This window comes from Micromonospora sp. DT229, assembly GCF_049844505.1.
Classification (GTDB): Bacteria; Actinomycetota; Actinomycetes; order Mycobacteriales; family Micromonosporaceae; genus Micromonospora.
This window is the reverse complement of the sequence record NZ_JBNCLD010000006.1, coordinates 293,576-310,089: the sequence shown is the minus strand read 5'-3', so window position 1 is coordinate 310,089 and position 16,514 is coordinate 293,576. Positions and strand designations below refer to the sequence as shown.

At 71.8% G+C, this 16,514-nt stretch carries 15 protein-coding genes and 2 tRNA genes; 10 read left to right on the top strand and 7 right to left on the bottom strand.

From position 1 onward, the window contains the following. Positions 1-13: 13 nt before the first annotated feature. Together ACLQ2T_RS12575 and ACLQ2T_RS12570 are read left to right on the top strand one after the other, a co-directional pair. The gene (locus tag ACLQ2T_RS12575; protein ID WP_425766188.1) at positions 14-610 is read left to right on the top strand and encodes a PadR family transcriptional regulator; all 597 of its coding nucleotides are present in this window, start codon (positions 14-16) and stop codon (positions 608-610) included. Beyond that, positions 607-1,821, top strand: coding sequence for an FAD-dependent monooxygenase (locus ACLQ2T_RS12570; RefSeq protein ID WP_425766187.1), 1,215 nt, complete (start codon positions 607-609; stop codon positions 1,819-1,821). Before ACLQ2T_RS12575 ends, ACLQ2T_RS12570 begins: the two co-directional genes overlap by 4 nt. A gap of 98 nt (positions 1,822-1,919) precedes the next feature. On the opposite strand, the gene ACLQ2T_RS12565 is transcribed toward ACLQ2T_RS12570, so the two are convergent. Next, positions 1,920-2,162 carry a DUF6458 family protein gene (locus tag ACLQ2T_RS12565; protein ID WP_425766186.1) on the bottom strand — a complete coding sequence of 81 codons (243 nt, stop codon included), beginning with the start codon at positions 2,160-2,162 and terminating at the stop codon, positions 1,920-1,922. Positions 2,163-2,311: 149 nt separating this feature from the next. Between ACLQ2T_RS12565 and ACLQ2T_RS12560 the strand changes: the two genes are divergently transcribed. Beyond that, positions 2,312-2,384 (top strand) — tRNA-Gly (locus ACLQ2T_RS12560). A 38-nt stretch (positions 2,385-2,422) separates the two neighbouring features. Continuing rightward, a tRNA-Val gene (locus ACLQ2T_RS12555) sits at positions 2,423-2,497 on the top strand. A 96-nt stretch (positions 2,498-2,593) separates the two neighbouring features. Here the strand turns inward: ACLQ2T_RS12555 and ACLQ2T_RS12550 are convergent. Further along, the gene (locus tag ACLQ2T_RS12550; RefSeq protein ID WP_425766184.1) at positions 2,594-3,190 is read right to left on the bottom strand and encodes a polysaccharide deacetylase family protein; all 597 of its coding nucleotides are present in this window, start codon (positions 3,188-3,190) and stop codon (positions 2,594-2,596) included. Positions 3,191-3,269: 79 nt separating this feature from the next. Next, complete coding sequence (locus tag ACLQ2T_RS12545; protein WP_425766183.1) at positions 3,270-3,521, bottom strand: hypothetical protein; 252 nt, start codon at positions 3,519-3,521, stop codon at positions 3,270-3,272. Positions 3,522-3,773: 252 nt separating this feature from the next. Between ACLQ2T_RS12545 and ACLQ2T_RS12540 the strand changes: the two genes are divergently transcribed. From ACLQ2T_RS12540 to ACLQ2T_RS12525, 4 genes are all read left to right on the top strand, one after another. Continuing rightward, on the top strand, positions 3,774-5,066 hold the full coding sequence (locus ACLQ2T_RS12540) for an extracellular solute-binding protein (protein ID WP_425766181.1): 1,293 nt from the start codon (positions 3,774-3,776) through the stop codon (positions 5,064-5,066). Between the two features lie 62 nt (positions 5,067-5,128). Continuing rightward, a complete protein-coding gene (locus ACLQ2T_RS12535; protein ID WP_425766179.1) occupies positions 5,129-6,148 on the top strand; it encodes a LacI family DNA-binding transcriptional regulator in 1,020 nt (339 codons plus the stop codon). 183 nt (positions 6,149-6,331) lie between these two features. Continuing rightward, a complete protein-coding gene (locus ACLQ2T_RS12530; protein ID WP_425766178.1) occupies positions 6,332-7,348 on the top strand; it encodes a LacI family DNA-binding transcriptional regulator in 1,017 nt (338 codons plus the stop codon). A gap of 251 nt (positions 7,349-7,599) precedes the next feature. After that, positions 7,600-8,613 carry an NAD-dependent epimerase/dehydratase family protein gene (locus ACLQ2T_RS12525; protein WP_425766177.1) on the top strand — a complete coding sequence of 338 codons (1,014 nt, stop codon included), beginning with the start codon at positions 7,600-7,602 and terminating at the stop codon, positions 8,611-8,613. Here ACLQ2T_RS12525 and ACLQ2T_RS12520 read toward each other — a convergent pair. Further along, entirely contained in the window at positions 8,610-9,587 is a 978-nt protein-coding gene (locus ACLQ2T_RS12520) for an Acg family FMN-binding oxidoreductase (RefSeq protein WP_425766175.1), read from the bottom strand. The two genes, ACLQ2T_RS12525 and ACLQ2T_RS12520, sit on opposite strands and share 4 nt — an antisense overlap. Positions 9,588-9,905: 318 nt before the next feature. Here ACLQ2T_RS12520 and ACLQ2T_RS12515 point away from each other — a divergent pair, with 318 nt between their 5' ends. Further along, on the top strand, positions 9,906-10,544 hold the full coding sequence (locus ACLQ2T_RS12515; protein ID WP_425766173.1) for a response regulator: 639 nt from the start codon (positions 9,906-9,908) through the stop codon (positions 10,542-10,544). A gap of 103 nt (positions 10,545-10,647) precedes the next feature. Here ACLQ2T_RS12515 and ACLQ2T_RS12510 read toward each other — a convergent pair whose 3' ends face one another. Together ACLQ2T_RS12510 and ACLQ2T_RS12505 are read right to left on the bottom strand one after the other, a co-directional pair. Continuing rightward, on the bottom strand, positions 10,648-12,378 hold the full coding sequence (locus ACLQ2T_RS12510; protein WP_425766171.1) for a GAF domain-containing protein: 1,731 nt from the start codon (positions 12,376-12,378) through the stop codon (positions 10,648-10,650). A gap of 39 nt (positions 12,379-12,417) precedes the next feature. Next, on the bottom strand, positions 12,418-13,413 hold the full coding sequence (locus ACLQ2T_RS12505) for an Acg family FMN-binding oxidoreductase (RefSeq protein WP_425766170.1): 996 nt from the start codon (positions 13,411-13,413) through the stop codon (positions 12,418-12,420). Between the two features lie 261 nt (positions 13,414-13,674). On the opposite strand from ACLQ2T_RS12505, the gene ACLQ2T_RS12500 reads away from it, so the two are divergent. Further along, positions 13,675-15,603, top strand: coding sequence for a heavy metal translocating P-type ATPase (locus ACLQ2T_RS12500; RefSeq protein WP_425766169.1), 1,929 nt, complete (start codon positions 13,675-13,677; stop codon positions 15,601-15,603). Between the two features lie 26 nt (positions 15,604-15,629). Here the strand turns inward: ACLQ2T_RS12500 and ACLQ2T_RS12495 are convergent, their stop codons facing one another. After that, positions 15,630-16,502: a universal stress protein gene (locus tag ACLQ2T_RS12495; RefSeq protein WP_425766168.1), complete on the bottom strand. Its 873-nt coding sequence runs from the start codon at positions 16,500-16,502 to the stop codon at positions 15,630-15,632. Positions 16,503-16,514 lie beyond the last annotated feature (12 nt).

The following is a 16,514-nucleotide window of genomic DNA, read 5'->3' as shown; positions in this document are numbered from 1 at the left end:
CTAAGGAGGTGGCGTGGAGCGCCGACGCAAGGTTCCCAACCCGCTGGCCCTGGCCGTGCTCGCCTGGCTGCTCTGGGAGCCGATGCATCCGTACGAGTTGGGGCGGCGGCTCAAGCAGTCCGGCCAGGACCGGCAGATCCGCTACACCCGCAGCTCGCTGTACATGGTGATGGAGCAGCTCACCCGGGCGGGCTTCGTCGCACCACAGGAAACCGTCCGAGACAGCGCCCGACCCGAGCGGACCGTGTACGCGATCACCGACGAGGGCCGGCACGAGGTGCACGACTGGCTGCGTACGCTGCTCGCCCAGCCACGCCAGGAGTACCCGCACTTCGCCGTCGCGCTGTCCCTGTTGAGCCTGTTGCCACCCGACGAGGCCGTCGAGGTGCTGCGCCGCCGAACGGCTGCGCTGGCCGGACAGATCGAGGAGACCCGGACCACCGTGGCCGAGGCCCGCGCCGACGGTCTCGCCTGGATCTACCTGGTCGAGGAGGAGTACAGCATCGCCCTGCTGGAGGCGGAGCGGCGGTTCGTCGCCGACCTCATCGAGTCGCTCAAGCAGCCGGACTACGCCAAGTCCTGGCAGGAGACCATGGGGGATCGCACATGACAGCTGTCCGTACCGCCCTGGTCGTCGGCGGCGGCATCGCCGGGCCGGTGACCGCGATGGCCCTGCGCCGCGCCGGGATCGAGGCGACGGTGTACGAGGGCCACCCGTCGGCCGCCGACGGCCTCGGCGTCACCCTGACCCTGGCCCCCAACGGGCTCGCCGCGCTGCGCACCGTCGACGCCGAACAAGCCGTCCGTGAGGTCGGCCTGCCGATGCGCCGGACGGTGATCACCGACGGCCGCGGCGGGTTGATCGGCACCCTTCCGCACGTCGCGGTGGAGCCGGTCACCGTCGGTCTGTGGCGCGACGACCTGGCGCGGGCCTTGCGCGAGCGGGCCGAGGCGCAGGGCGTGCCCATCGTGTACGGCAAGCGCCTCGTCGACGCCGAGTCGACCGCGGGCGGGGTGCTGGCCCGGTTCGGCGACGGCTCGACCGCCACCGCCGACCTGCTGATCGGTGCCGACGGCATCCGCTCCCGGGTGCGTACCCTGATCGATCCGGCCGCCCCCGACCCGCAGGTGCTGCCGCTGCTCAACCTCGGCGGTGCCGCCCGATACGCGGTCCCCGACGCGGACCCGGGGGCGATGTACCTGGTCTTCGGATCCCGGGGCTTCTTCGGCTACTGGGTCGAGCCGGACCGCCGGACGGCCTGGTTCGCCAACGTGCCCGACCCGCGACCGACCACCTGGGCCGAGGCCAACCAGACCCCGCCGGACCAGTGGCTGCACCGGCTGCGCGAGGTGTACGCCGACGACGTGCCGGCCCACCAGGTGCTCGCGCACACCGAGCCCGCCGACGTGGTGGCGATCGGGTCGATCGAGACCATGCCGTCGGTGCCGCACTGGTACCGCGACCGGATGGTCCTGGTCGGCGACGCGGTGCACGCCCCGTCACCCAGTTCCGGCCAGGGCGCCTCACTGGCCGTGGAGAGCGCCGTGCAGTTGGCGCGCTGCCTGCGCGACCACCCCGACCTGCCGGCGGCGTTGACCGCCTACGAACGGTTGCGTCGCCCGCGAGTGGAGAAGGTCGTCCGCCGCGGTCGGCAGACCACCTCCACCAAGACGGCCGGACCGGTCGCGAAGCGGATGATGCGGATCATGATGCCGCTGGCGCTGCGTACCTTCCTCAACCCGGAACGGTCCCTCGGCGCCGAACAGCGTTACCGCATCGACTGGGACGCCCCGGTCAGCACCGAGTTGGCGCAACGCTGACCGGCGGCGCTGCGGTCCGCGCCCGGACACGACGGTGGCGGCCACCGACTTCGGTGGCCGCCACCGCCCGACGACCGATCAGCTCCCTCGGACGCCGGTCACAGCGGCGGCGCGACGTCCCGACGCTCCTCGACCCGGCGGTACTCCACCGGCTCCTCCGTCGTGGCCACCACCTCACGACGGCGCCCCCAGACGAGCGTGGTCATGATCAGGCCGACCACCCCGGCGGCCATCAGGATCCAGCCGACGATGTCCAGGTCGAGACCGCCGATGCTGGCGTTGAGTGCGAAGGTGAGGATGGCACCCACCGCGAGCAGAAAAATACTGGTGCCGATACCCATGACAGCCTCCTTTTCCTGGGGATGCGGTGCGCTGTCGAGGAGGTCTGTACCCCGACGGCCACCGATGCAATCACCGGCGGTGTGGGGTGGCCGCCCGAGCGATCTTGTCGTCGGGTACAGTTGGCCCGTCCCCGGCGGTGCCGGGGCAGGCGGACGTAGCGCAGCTGGTAGCGCATCACCTTGCCAAGGTGAGGGTCGCGGGTTCGAATCCCGTCGTCCGCTCGCGATTCGCCCACCCGTTGGGGTGTGGCGGTCTCCACGGGCGATTGGCGCAGTGGGAGCGCGCTTCCTTGACACGGAAGAGGTCACTGGTTCAAACCCAGTATCGCCCACCAGCAAGCCCTCGGTCCGACCCCACCTGTGGACCCCAGATCGCCCCCGATGAACCCGCGTTCCGCTGGCCGCTGAGTCCGGACTGCGCAGTTCGTGGATCACCCGTCGGCGGAGACCACCGACAGCGGAGGTAGGGCGAACTGCCAGCCGTCGGCCCGCAGGGGTGGGATGACGGCGTCGACGGCGTCCACGGTCTGGCTGCGATCGCCGCCGCCGTCGTGCAGCAGCACCACCGCGCCCGGGGTGACACCCTCGGTGAGGCGGCGGGCCAGTTCGTCGGTGCCGGGTGGCACCCAGTCGGTGACGGCCAACTGCCAGCCCATCGGCCGCATCCCCAGGGCGGTCGCCACCGTCGGGGTCTGCCCCCAGGCGCCGTACGGGGCCCGGAAGTAGGGCAGTGGGGCCTGCGGTACGGCCCGACGGATGACCGCGTTGGTCTCCAGCAGGTCCGAGGCGATCCGACCGAGAGTCCAGTCGCTCATGTCGTCGTGGTGCATGCTGTGGTTGCCCAGCGCATGTCCGGCGGCGATGATCCGGCGGACCAGTTCGGGGTACTTCGCGGCCTGATCGCCCTGGAGGAAGAAGACCGCCGGCACGTCGTGGCCGGCGAGCACCTCGAGCAGGCGGGGGGTGTGCACCGGATGGGGGCCGTCGTCGAAGGTGAGGCAGAGGACCCGGTCGGTACCGATCGTCACTTCGGGACATGCCGCGACGCCCGGCGCGGACCTGGAGTGGGGGACGGTCAGCGAGGGAGAGGTGCGAGGTGACATGCGCTCAGACCTTTTGGCGGTAGGTGGCGTGGTCGAAGTCGGCGCTGTCTCCGCCGAGGTCCTGCACCTGTCGCCCGTCCCCGGCCCGGGTGAGATACAGATAGTGCCAGTTCTGGGACGACAGGCCATCCTGGACAACCAGGGCCGATGGGAGGATGTCGCCCAGGGGTGGAACGGGCGGGTCCGAATGGACGCCGGGGGATACGGCTCTGCGGAGCGACCGGGTGGCCGTCGCGTCTGCGCTCTCGGTCGACATGTTCGACTCCTTCAGGCTCCGATCCCGGAGCACTTCCGGAACTTCGCCGTGGGACACGCCTGGATTTCCCACACGCTAGCGGCTTGAGTCTGCTTGCGACACCCCTCTTGACCGCGTGTGTCAACGCGTCGTAACGTGCCGGCCATCACCTCGAAAATACCGGCATTGAGCTGAAACTTTTCGGCGTGCCGACTGGGCCTCTCGCCGTGTGTGGTGGTGCGCGCGCACGTCCCAGGGTTGAAGGGATAAGGCATGACACTGCACGTCTCCCGCAGGTCGCTGCTCGGTCTGGTCGGTGCCGGTGCCGGTGCGGTTCTGCTGGGCGGCTGTGCGGACGACGAACCCAACGGCACAACCGGTCCACAGCGGATCAACTGGTGGCACATCCAGAACACCGATCCCATGCTGCCGGTGTGGGCCGAGATGGCGCGGCTGTACGAGACCCGCCACCAGAACATCACCATCGAGGTGAACCCTCAGGAGAACGAGGTGTTCAAGGCCGAGTTGGCCAAGGTCACCAAGGCCGGCTCGCCACCGGATCTGTTCCAGTCCTGGGGCGGCGGGCTGCTGCGCGAACAGGCCGAGGCGGGGCTGGTCAAGGACATCACCTCGGAGGTTTCGCCGTGGATCGGCCAGCTGTTGCCGGCCGCGCTCCAGCCGTACACCATCAACGGTCGGATCTACGGCATCCCGTTCGACATCGGCATGATCGGCTTCTGGTACAACCGTGACCTCTTCGCCGAGGCCGGCATCACCTCGCCGCCGAACACCTGGTCCCAACTGCTGACCACGATCAAGAAGCTCAAGTCCGCCGGCATCGTGCCCATCGCCCTGGCCGGTAAGGACAAGTGGCCCGGGCACTACTACTGGGCGTACCTGGCGATGCGGATCGGTGGCCTGGGCGCGTTGCGGCGGGCGGCCGAGGACGGCGACTTCAACACCCCGGACTTCGTGGCCGCCGGCGAACACGTCCGCCAACTGGCCGACCTGGAGCCCTTCCAGCCCGGTTGGCGGCGCGCCGAGTACGGCTCCTCCGAAGGCCAGGCCGCGGCGATGGGCAACGGTGAGGCCGCCATGGAGTTGATGGGCCAGTGGGCCCCCTCCATCCAGGCCTCCTCGTCCACCAGCAAGCTGGGCATCGGCGGGCAACTCGGCTTCTTCACCTTCCCGATGGTGGAGGGTGGCAAGGGCGAGGCCACGGACGCCTTCGGCGGCGGCAACGGGTTCGCGGTCGGTCGCAACGCACCGCCCGCCACAGTGGACTTCCTGCGGTCGTTGCTGCGGCCGGAGAACCAGCGTTGGGCGGCGGAGACCGGTGCCGTGCTGCCCACCAACCTGGCCGCCGTCGGCCGGATCAAGGACGCGAACAACCAGGTGGTGGCGGCGCATCTGGCTGTCGCCAGCGGGTTCCAGCTCTATCTCGACCAGGCCTTTCCCCCGGCGGTCGGCGAGCAGATCAACAAGAGTGTCGCCGATCTGATCGTCGGCTCGAAGCGGCCCGACCAGATCGTCAAGGACATCACCAGGGTGGCGCAGAAGCAGTAGTGATGTCCGCTGGCGGTCGGGTCGGCAGCGGCGAGGAAGGTTCGAGCAGAGGGAGGGTACGCGTGGCTGGCAACGACAACCGCACGGTGACCATCGCGGCGATCGCCCGCCTGGCCGGGGTGTCGGTGCCGACGGTGTCGCGGGTGATCAATGGTCGTTCGGATGTGGCTCCGCAGACGCGTCAGCGGGTGGAGGAGTTGCTGTCGCGGCATGGGTATCGGCGTCGGCCGCCGAGTATGCGGGCCAGTTCGGGTCTGGTGGATCTGGTGTTCAACGATCTGGACAGTCCGTGGGCGGTGGAGATCATTCGTGGGGTGGAGGATGTGGCCCACGCTGCCGGGGTGGGCACGGTGGTCTCCGCCATCCACCGCCGTACCTCCTCGGCGAAGCAGTGGCTGGACAACATCCGGACCCGCTCCACCGAGGGGGTCATCTTCGTGACCTCCACCCTTGAGCCACCGCAGCAGGCCGAGTTGCGCCGGCTCAACATTCCCGTGGTGATCGTCGACCCGGCCGGTGTTCCCTCCCAGGACGCACCGACCATCGGTGCCACGAACTGGGCGGGCAGTCTGCGTGCCACGGAGTATCTGATCGGTCTGGGGCACCGGCGGATCGGGTTCATCGCCGGACTGCCGCAGTTGATGTGCAGTCGGGCCCGGATGGACGGCTACCGGGCCGCCCTGGAGGCCGCCGGGCTGCCCATCGACGACCGGCTGATCCAGCCCGGCAACTTCTATCACGAGGCCGGGTTCGCCGGCGGGGCGCGGTTGCTGGCCCTGGCGGATCCGCCGACGGCGATCTTCGCCTCCAGTGACCAGATGGCCCTGGGGGTCTACGAGGCCGTACGACAGCGGGGGCTGCGGATGCCCGGCGACGTCAGTGTGGTCGGCTTCGACGACCTGCCGGAGGTGCGGTGGTGCTCACCACCGCTGACCACGGTGCGTCAGCCGCTGGCGCAGATGGGGATGCTGGCCGCCCGTACGGTGCTGCGGTTGGCCAAGGGGGAGAAGGTGGAGAGCCCTCGGGTGGAGTTGGCCACCGAGCTCGTCGTCCGGGACAGCGCGGCAGCTCCGAAGGGCTGATCCGAGAAGCTCCCGCCCGGCCCCGACAGCCGCCGGGCGATGGCCGCTGGGCGAATGTGAATTGCACCAATTACCGGTAGGCGGCTGGAATTTCTCAGCACTAGGGTAAGGGGGGCAGCCGGCCGCCCGTCCCGGCCGCTCCTCGTCGCCGCGCGGGCTGTCGCCGTACCGGTTGGGAGTGCTGTGGCCGCCAGAGAGACCCGAAAGGTGACCATCTCCGTCATCGCCGACCTGGCCGGGGTGTCGGTGCCGACGGTGTCGCGGGTGATCAATGGTCGTTCGGATGTGGCTCCGCAGACGCGTCAGCGGGTGGAGGAGTTGCTGTCGCGGCATGGGTATCGGCGTCGGCCGCCGAGTATGCGGGCCAGTTCGGGTCTGGTGGATCTGGTGTTCAACGATCTGGACAGTCCGTGGGCGGTGGAGATCATTCGTGGGGTGGAGGATGTGGCCCACGCTGCCGGGGTGGGCACGGTGGTCTCCGCCATCCACCGCCAGAACACCTCCGCCGAACAGTGGCTCGACGGCATGCGGCGGCGCGGCACCGAGGGCGTCATCTTCGTGACCTCCATGGTCGAAGCCCCGCTGCAGGCCGAGTTGCGCCGGCTGGGCGTACCTGTGGTGATCGTCGACGCGGACGGACTGCCGGCCCAGGAGGCGCCGACCATCGGGGCCGCCAACTGGGCCGGTGGCCTGCGGGCCACGGAGTACCTGATCGGTCTGGGGCATCGGCGGATCGGGTTCATCGCCGGGCCGCCGCAGTTGATGTGCAGTCGGGCCCGGATGGACGGCTACCGGGCCGCCCTGGAAGCCGCCGGACTCACCTTCGACGAGACCCTCGTCTGTCCGGGCGACTTCTACCACGAGGCCGGGTTCGTCGGCGGCGGGCGACTGCTGGGGTCGGCGGAGCCGCCGACGGCGATCTTCGCCTCCAGTGACCAGATGGCCCTGGGGGTCTACGAGGCCGTACGACAGCGAGGGCTGCGGATTCCGGACGATGTCAGTGTGGTCGGCTTCGACGACCTGCCGGAGGTGCGGTGGTGCTCGCCTCCGTTGACCACGGTGCGTCAGCCGTTGAGCGAGATGGGGATGCTGGCCGCGCGTACGGTGCTGCGGTTGGCCAAGGGGGAGAGGGTGGAGAGCCCTCGGGTGGAGTTGGCCACCGAACTCGTCATCCGGGACAGTGCCGCCCCGGTGGCATAGCAGTTTACCGATAATTTTCCGGAAGCTGTTGACCGAAGTATCGGCCACCGCCCACGATGGAACTGGTCACCCGTTCTGCGAACGAAGTGACCAGGTGGTCGCCCGCCGTGCCCGCGGCACCGCCGAACCTGGCCCGCGTCGACCGGACAACTGCGTCCGGCCGGCGCGGGCACCTTCGTTCTGCTGTCGGCAGATCTGCTGACGGTGAACCGGGCTCCCGTGGCTCCTCGACCAGGGGCAGGGTGCGGCGTATGCGACTGCTGATGCTGGGTGGAACGGGATTCGTGGGTGGGGCGACGGTCTCCGAGGCCCTCGATCGTGGCTGGTCGGTAACCGTGTTCAACCGGGGGCGGCACGGGGCTCCTCCGGTCGGCGTACGACGTCTCGTGGGTGACCGCCTGACCCCCGACGGCCTGCACGCGCTCGCCGACGGCGAGTGGGACGTGGTCGTCGACACCTGGGATGGTGCGCCGAGGGCCGCGGGGCAGGTGGCGCGGCTGCTGGCCGGTCGGATCGGCCACTACGTCTACGTCTCCAGTGGCTCCGTCTACGCCCCGCCGGTGCCGGTCGGGGTTACCGAGCGGGATCCGGTCGTCGAGGCCGACCCGGAGGCCACCGAAGGTGACTACCCGCAGCTGAAGGCCGGTGCCGAGCGGGCCCTGCGAGAGGTGTTGGGTGACCGGGTGTTGCTGGCCCGGGCCGGGCTGATCCTGGGCCCCGGCGAGGACATCGGTCGGCTGCCGTGGTGGCTGAGCCGCATCGCCCGCGGCGACGAGGTGCTGGCACCCGGTCCCGCCGACCTGCCGGTGCAGTACATCGACGTCCGGGACCTGGCGGCCTACCTGCTGGACTCCGGGACGGCACGGCGTGGTGGCGCCGTCAACGTGGTCGGCCGGTCCGGGTCGGCCACCTTCGGCGAACTGCTCGCCGCCTGCCTCGACGCCACCGGCGCGGACGCCCGGCTGCGTTGGGTCGACCCGGAGCGGATCCTCGCCGCCGGGGTGGTGCCCTGGAACGACCTGCCGATCTGGATTCCACCTGACCACGAGTGGCGGTGGCTCCAGCAGAAGGACGTCACCCGCGCGTACGCCGACGGGCTGCGCTGCCGACCCCTGGCCGAGACGGTGGCCGACACCTGGTCGTGGCTGCGCCGGGTCGGGCAGGTGCCGTCCCGGGCCGGTCGGCCGGCCCGGGCGCCGGTCGGTCTCGACCCGCACCGAGAAGCCGCACTGCTCGCCACCCTGGCGGCGGACAGGCCCGGCTAGGCGTGGTGGTGTACCGGCAGGTCCAGTACCTCGTCGACCTCCCGACGAGGGGTGGGCCAGCCGGGCTGGCCGTACCCGACCCGCATCACCATCTGGGGGGCGCCGAAGCGTCCCAGCGACACCCGCAGCTGCTCGCGGGCCGAGGGCACCTCGACCGGCTGGGACAGCATGGACACCGACAGGCCGGAGTCGGTGGCGGTGAGCAGTACCCGCTGCATCGCCTGACCGGCGATGACCTGGTCGACCGCGGTGTTGCCGGGGGAGCCGAGCACCGCGACCAGGGGCTCGGGTTCGAAGTCGCGGCCGGGCGGTCGGTGCCGGTCGCCGAAGTCCCGGGCCGGCAGCAGGTCCTGCGGCTCGGCCAGCGGGCCGCCGGCGGTGACCGGTACCCCGTCGGGGGCGTACTCGCGGCGAATCCAGGCATGTCGTTCCGCCCGGTAGGCCGGGTCGCGTTCGAGGACCCGGTTGGCGCTGTGCGCGATCTCGGCGAAGGCGTTGACCGCACTGACCCCGATCAGCAACTCCAGCCAGCAGTGCTCGGTACGGGCCGCGTCGGCGAGTCGCCAACGGGCGTCGGCGGGTACGGGGTCGGGCCAGAACGGGGCCCGGTTGCTGAACCGGCGGGGGATGGCGGCGTGCAGGTTCTGCTCGGCGGGGGTGGGTCGGCGGGGCACATCCGGCACCAGTCGGGCCACCACGTCCGGCTCCGAGGGGTACGGTCGCAGCCGCACAGTCGCCGGGGTACCGGCCACCGCCAGGGCCAGCCGCAGGTTGAACAGGGCCGCTCCGGCGGCGAGGCGGGCACCCCAGCCGCTGGGGTCGGTGGCGGGCAGCCGGCGGGCCGGGTCGATCAGGACCTCGATGGCACCGTCACGCAGCCGGAACCGCCACGGCTGTACGTTGTGCAGGGACGGCGCGCGGATCGCGTCGATGGCCGCGGTCCGCAACTGTTCGACCGTGTAGCCGTTTTCCATGGTCCTACCCCCTCACACTCACCCGTACCTCCACGGTGCGCCCCCACCACCCCCCCAGAGCAGGGCCACACGTCCCGAACCCCCAGGACCCCCGCCCACCCCCGCCCACCCCCGCCCACCCCCGCCCACCCCCGCCCACCCCTTGCCCCGCCTCCCCCAGGAGCCCCGGTGCCCCGGGTTGATCAAGAGGTTTTGGTCTAGATCCGGGCGTACGGCGACGCAAACCTCTTGATCAACGGGGCTGAGGGGGAGGGAGAGGGGGAGGGTTGGGACCTTTGGCCCGTGCGGGGGGTGGGGTGGGCGGGGTAGAAACGGGGGATGATCCGGGTGTTCTTGCTCGACGACCATGAGGTCGTCCGTCGTGGCCTCGCCGACCTGCTGCAAGCAAGTGGCGACATAGAGGTGGTCGGTGAGTCTGGTTCCGCGCAGGAGGCGGCCCGCCGGATTCCCGCGCTGCGGCCGGACGTGGCGATCCTCGACGCCCGGCTGCCCGACGGCAACGGCATCGACGTGTGCCGGGACATCCGGGCGGTGGACTCCTCGATCAAGGGCCTCATCCTGACCTCGTACGAGGACGACGAGGCCCTGTTCGCCGCGATCATGGCCGGTGCCTCCGGCTACGTGCTCAAGCAGATCCGTGGCACCGACCTGGTCGACGCGGTACGCCGGGTGGCGGCCGGTCAGTCGCTGCTCGACCCGGCGATCACCACCCGGGTGCTGGACCGCATCCGCAGCGGGGTGGAGCAGCCCCGCGAATTGCAGTCCCTCACCGAGCAGGAGCGGCGGATCCTGGAGTACGTGGCCGAAGGGCTGACCAACCGGGAGATCGCCGGCAAGATGTTCCTGGCCGAGAAGACGGTCAAGAACTACGTCTCCAGCGTGCTGGCCAAGCTGGGACTGGAGCGGCGCACCCAGGCCGCCGTGCTGGCCACCCGCCTGCTCGGCAAGAGCCAGTAACCCGGCCACAGAGCCAGTAACCCGGCCACAGAGCCAGTTCCCGCCTGCCCGGCCGCAGCCACGGGGTCGGGTGCCGGCAGGCGCCGAGGGTGAGCTGGGCTGGTCAGTCCCGCAGGGGGATCGACCAGTACAGCTCGGTGCCCTGGGGCTCGGCCGGGCGTACCTCGAAGGCCCCGCCGTGGCGTTCGGCGCGTTCACGCAGGTTGACCAGGCCACCCCGGGCGGCGGCCGGGTCGCACCCGACCCCGTTGTCGGCGACGCTGACACTGACCCGGGTGGCGTCCACGCTCACGGTCACCGACACGGCCGAGGCCTGCGCGTGGCGTACGGCGTTGGAGAGGGCCTCACGCAGCACGGCGGTGAGCTCGGGACGGACCGGGTCGGGCACGGCGCTGTCGATCGGCCCGACCAGCTCCAGCCGAGGGCGGAAGCCCAGGGATTCGGCGGCCACCTCGACGGCCTCACGGATCTCGGTGCGCAACGCCGCACTCACCGGGCTGCGCAGCTCGAAGATGGTGCGCCGGATGTCCTTGATTGTGGCGTCCAGGTCGTCGACCGCCGCGTTGATCCGCTTCGCCAGCTCCGGCCGGCCGGCCAACGGCACCGCGCTCTGCAACTGCAGACCGGTGGCGAACAACCGCTGGATGACCACGTCGTGCAGGTCCCGGGCGATGCGTTCGCGGTCCTCCAGGACCACCAACTGTTCCCGTTCCTCCTGCCCCCGGGCCCGTTCCATGGCCAGGGCGGCCTGCCCGGCGAAGCTGCCCAGCAGCAGCACGTCGTCGTCCGTGGCCCCGTCGTGGTCGACGCTGTGCGCGATCACCAGGACCCCGTGCAGGGTGTCGGCGGTGGCCAGCGGCGAGATCACCGCCGGGCCGGTGTGCAGCACCGCCGGCCAGGGTGCGGCGTGGGCCAGATCCTCCACCGAGGTGTGCCGGCCCTCGCTGACCGGGCCGGCGAAGCTGGTGTCCTCGGCCGGCAGCACCGTGCCGACCAGCGCACGGGCCTGGTCACCGGCACCGTCGACGACCTCCACGGTGAAGTGCTCGGCCATGTCGTCGTAGAGCAGCACCAGGGCCAGCTCGGCCTCGGCGACCTCCCGGGCCCGGCGGGCCACCAGGGTCAGGGCGTCGGTACGGCGTACCTCACCGAGCAGCAGGGAGGTGATCTCGGCGGTGGCGGACAGCCAGCGTTCCCGCCGGTTGGCCAGGGCGTACAGCCGAGCGTTCTCGATCGCCACCCCGGCCGCCGCGGCCAGCGCCACGACGATCTCCTCGTCGTCCTCGGTGAACTGGGCGCCGCCCTGCTTCTCGGCCAGGTAGAGGTTGCCGAAGACCTGGTCCCGGATGCGGATCGGCACACCGAGGAAGGTGTGCATCGGCGGGTGGTGCGCCGGGAAGCCGTACGAGTGGGGGTGCTGGGTGATGTCCGGCATCCGCAGCGGCTTCGGATCGTCGATCAGCAGGCCGAGCACCCCCCGGCCGTGCGGTAGGTCACCGATCTTGGCGTGCAGTTCGGGGGAGATGCCGTGGGTGATGAAGTCGTGCAGGGTCCGGTCCGCACCGATCACACCGAGGGCGCCGTACCGGGCGCCGGCCAGTTCACAGGCCGACTGCGCGATCCGTAGCAGGGTGCTGTGCAGATCCAGGTCGGTGCCGATGCCGACCACCGCGTCCAGCAGGGCGCGCAGCCGCTCCCGGCTGGTCACGACCTCGCCGACCCGGTCCAGCATCTCCTGGAGCAGCTCGTCGAGGTGGACCCGGGACAGCGGACTTAGCCCCAGGGAGGGGGGCTCGTGGCGGGGGTTCGGGGCACCTAGAGTCACCCGGCTCATGCTATCCGCAGTACCGCCGGGACAGAACGCCCGCTTTGATCATCCCTCCAGCGCCGAGGTGTCCACCACCTGTTCCCGGGGCAGCCGTGGGGTGTGCGGGGGGCCGGCGTGTTCCGGGTCGGACACCCCCAGCCGCAGTACGAGGTACGGGTGCCCGAACCCGGCCAGCACCTGCCGCAGGATCTGCCGGGTGCCACCGACCTCCACCACCCCGCTCAACGGCACCACGGACACCCCCAGCCGGGTGGCGTGCAGCCAGGCCGCGGAGAGCGCCTCCCCGGCGCGCAGCCAGCTGAGGGAGTCGTCCTCGTCGCCGTACAGCACCCCGTAGGAGGCCGCCCGGTCGTGACCCGGACCGCCGGGCAGGGCGCCGGGGCGGCCGAAGTCCCGACCCGGCACGGTGGTCTGGGCGGGCTGTTCCAGCAGCACCTCCGGCGGGAGTCCGCTGCCACCGGCCCGGCTGGTCCAGTAGTCCAGTTCCTCCCGCAGCGCGGAATCCTCCGACTCGACCGCGGCGGCGTGCGAGGCCGCAGCGGCCAGTTGCAGCACCTGGTCCCGGTCGAGGATCTCCAGGTGGACCCCCTCGGCGGCGGCTGCCGACGCGATCGCGGACAGGGCCTGCTCGCTCACCGGCTCCTCGCTGACCGGCCGCCGGTCGGTGTGCCGCACCTGCATGCACTGCACCATGCGCATCGCCTCCGGGTCGGCCCCGGAGGGCTGCGGCGTGGTCAGCCGGGCCAACAGGTCCGGCTCCTCCGGATCGGGCAGCCGGTACACCTGGGCCGTCCAGCCCTCGGCGGCCAACGCCAGCCGCGCGTGGTGCAGCGCGGCACCGCAGCTGAGGGTGACCAACTGGCCGGTGGGGTCGGTGGCGGTCGGCTGGCGCTCGCGGACCACCCGCAGCTCCAACGCCTCCGGCAGTACCCGCCAACGCCAGGGCTGGGTGTTGTGCACCGACGGCGCGTGGCCGGCCATCGCGGCGGCCTCCACCAGGGCGGTGGTCAACGGGCGGGTTGCCGGGGTCTGTTGGCTCATCGTCACGACCTTTCCGTATGCCCCCATCGTGCCGCACCCGGGTACGGCTGTGGGGCGGGTCTCGTTCATCCTGGGCCACACCTCGGTAGTCCGCACGGCCGGATCGGCCCACCGGCAGGAGCCCTCCGGCCCCGATTCTGCCCGGCCACGGCCGACCTCGGCGGCCCACCTGGGGAGAGCGGCGGTGGCGGCAGCCGACTTCGGTGGCCCGCTGGGCGGAAGTGGCCGACATCGGGGGCCGCAGGTTGGGACGATCCGCTGGTGGGAGTGCAGTCGCAGGCCAGCGAGCCGGAGCACGGTCCAGGGGAATGCCTGCCGGAGCACCCGGCCGGACCCGGTCGCTCCGGTCGGCACAACCTGCGGTGGGGGTTGTGGGCACCGCTGACCGGACTGACCGCGCTGGTGCTGGTCGGGGTGGGGTTGCGGTTGGCCGGGCGTACCGGGGCCGCCGACCTGGTGTGGGCGGGAGTCACCCTGGTCGCCCTGCTGCCCGCCGCCGTGTCCGTACTGCGTGACCTGTGGCGGCGCCGGTTCGGGGTGGACGTGATCGCGGTCCTGGCGTTGGGCGGTGCCCTGGGGGTCGGGGAGTACCTGGCCGGTGCGGTGATCGCGGTGATGCTGGCCACCGGGCGGACCCTGGAGGCGTACGCCCAACGGCGGGCCACCCGGGACCTGCGGGCCCTGCTGGAACGGGCCCCCCGCACCGCCCGACGGCGCACCCCCGAGGGGGGTGTCGAGGTGGTGCCGGTGGATCGGGTGGCGGTGGGGGACCGGCTGCTGGTCGGCCCCGGGGACGTGGTCGCCGTCGACGGGGTCACGGAGGAACCCGCGACCCTCGACGAGTCCGTCGTCACCGGGGAGTCCCGGCTCGTCGAGAAGGGGGTAGGGGCGGCGGTGGCCAGTGGGGTCGTCAACGCCGGCGCCGCGTTCGGGCTGCGGGCCACCGAGAGCGCCGCCCGCAGCACCTACGCCGGCATCGTCCGGCTGGCCGAGGAGGCCACCGCCCGCAAGGCACCGACCGTACGCCTGGCCGACCGGTACGCCGCGGCCTTCGTACCCTTCACCCTCCTGCTGGCCGGTCTGGGCTGGGTGGTGTCCGGTGATGTCGTCCGCGCGGTCGCCGTGCTGGTGGTGGCGACCCCCTGCCCGCTGCTGCTGGCCACCCCGATCGCCATCGTCTCCGGCCTGTCGCGGGTGGCCCGCCGGGGTGTGCTGGTCCGCGACGGCGGTTCCCTGGAGTTGCTGGGCCGGGCGCGGACCCTGCTGGTGGACAAGACCGGCACCCTGACGGTCGGCCGTCCCCGGGTGGCCGAAACCCTGGTGGCCCCCGGCGGGGACCCCGACGAGGTGTTGCGACTGGCCGCCTCGGTGGAGCAGTTGTCCCCCCATGTACTGGCCGCGGCCCTGGTGGACCAGGCCCGCGAAGGGGGACTGCGGCTGACCATGCCGACCGAGGTGACCGAGGAGGCGGGGAGGGGGGTGCACGGCCGGGTGGACGGGCGGCGCATCCGGGTCGGGCAACTGGCCGGGGAACCGCCACCCTGGGCCCGGACCCGGCTTACGGAACCGGGCCAATCCGTGGTCTGGGTCACCGACGAGACCGGGCCGATCGGCGCGATCCTGCTGGCCGACCCGGTACGCCCGGACGCCCGCCGGGTGGTGGACCGGCTGCGCGCGACCGGCCTCACCCGGATCGTGATGGTCACCGGCGACCGGCCGGACGCCGCCCGGCGGGTGGCCGAGGAGGTGGGGGTCGACGACGTGGTGGCCCACTGCACCCCCCAGGAGAAGGTCGCCCGGGTGCAGGCCGAGGCCGAACGGGCGGTGACCGTGATGGTCGGCGACGGGGTCAACGACGCACCGGCGTTGGCGCAGGCGCACGTCGGGGTGGCCATGGGGGCGACCGGGGCCACCGCCTCCGCGGACGTGGCCGACGCCGTGCTCACGGTCGACCGGCTGGATCCCCTGGCCGACGCGGTGGAGATCGCCCGGTACGCCCGCCGGATCGCCGTGCAGAGCGCCACCGTCGGCATGGGCCTGGCGGTGTGCGCGATGGCGGTCGCGGCGCTCGGCTACCTGCCCCCGGTGGCCGGTGCCTTCCTTCAGGAGGGCATCGACGTGCTGGTGATCCTCAACGCCCTGCGGGCCCTGCACGGGGGCCTACGCGCCACCGCCTCCCCGTCGGCCTGAGCACCGGCGGGGAGGCGGAGGGACCCTCAGCGTTCCCGGACCACCGCGACCGGGCAGTGGGCGTGTTGGATGAGCTGCTGGCTGACCGAGCCGAGCAACATGCCGCGTAGCCCACCCCGGCCCCGGCTGCCGACCACCATGAGCTGCGCGTTGCGGCTGGCCTCGATCAGCAGCCCGGCGGGTGCGGCGGCCACCGCCTCGACGGTCACCTCGACGTTCGGGAAGGCCGCCTGCCAGCGGGCCAGGGGCTCGTCCAGATCGGTGCGCTGCGCGGCCAGCGCCGCCTCGCGGGCCTCGCCGCTCAGGTGCCACTGCTCCCGTCCGGGCTGCCAGGCCCGCACCACATGCAGCGGCACCTGGCGCAGGGCCGCCTGTTCGACGGCGAACCCGAGGGCCAGCAGGGACTGCTCCGAGCCGTCCACCCCTACCGCCACATGTCCCTCCCGGCCGGCACCGGCGGTCTCCCGACGGAGCACCACCACCGGGCAGTGGGCATGGGCGGTGACACTGACGGCGGTGGAGCCGGCCAGCAGGCCGGCGAAGCCGCCGTGCCCCCGGCTGCCCAGCACGATCAGGCCGGCCCTGGTGGAGCATTCCTCCAGCACCAGGGCGGGTGGCCCGTCGAGCACCTCACCGCTGATGTTCAGGTCGGGGTGCGCGGCGGCGGCCTCGGAGGCCGCCTTGCGTACCAGTTCCTCGACCTCCTGCCGGGCCTGTTCGTCCGGCCACATCCCCGGGGTCATGCCGGGCCCGATCCAACCGGCCACGGTCAGCCATTCGAAGACGTACGCCAGCCGTACCGGCCGGCCGTCCCGGTGGGCCTGTCCCAGCGCCCACTCAAGAGCCACCGCCGCGTCCGGTGAGCCGTCGTAGCCCACCACGATCTGCTCGTCGCTCACGTTGATCACCCC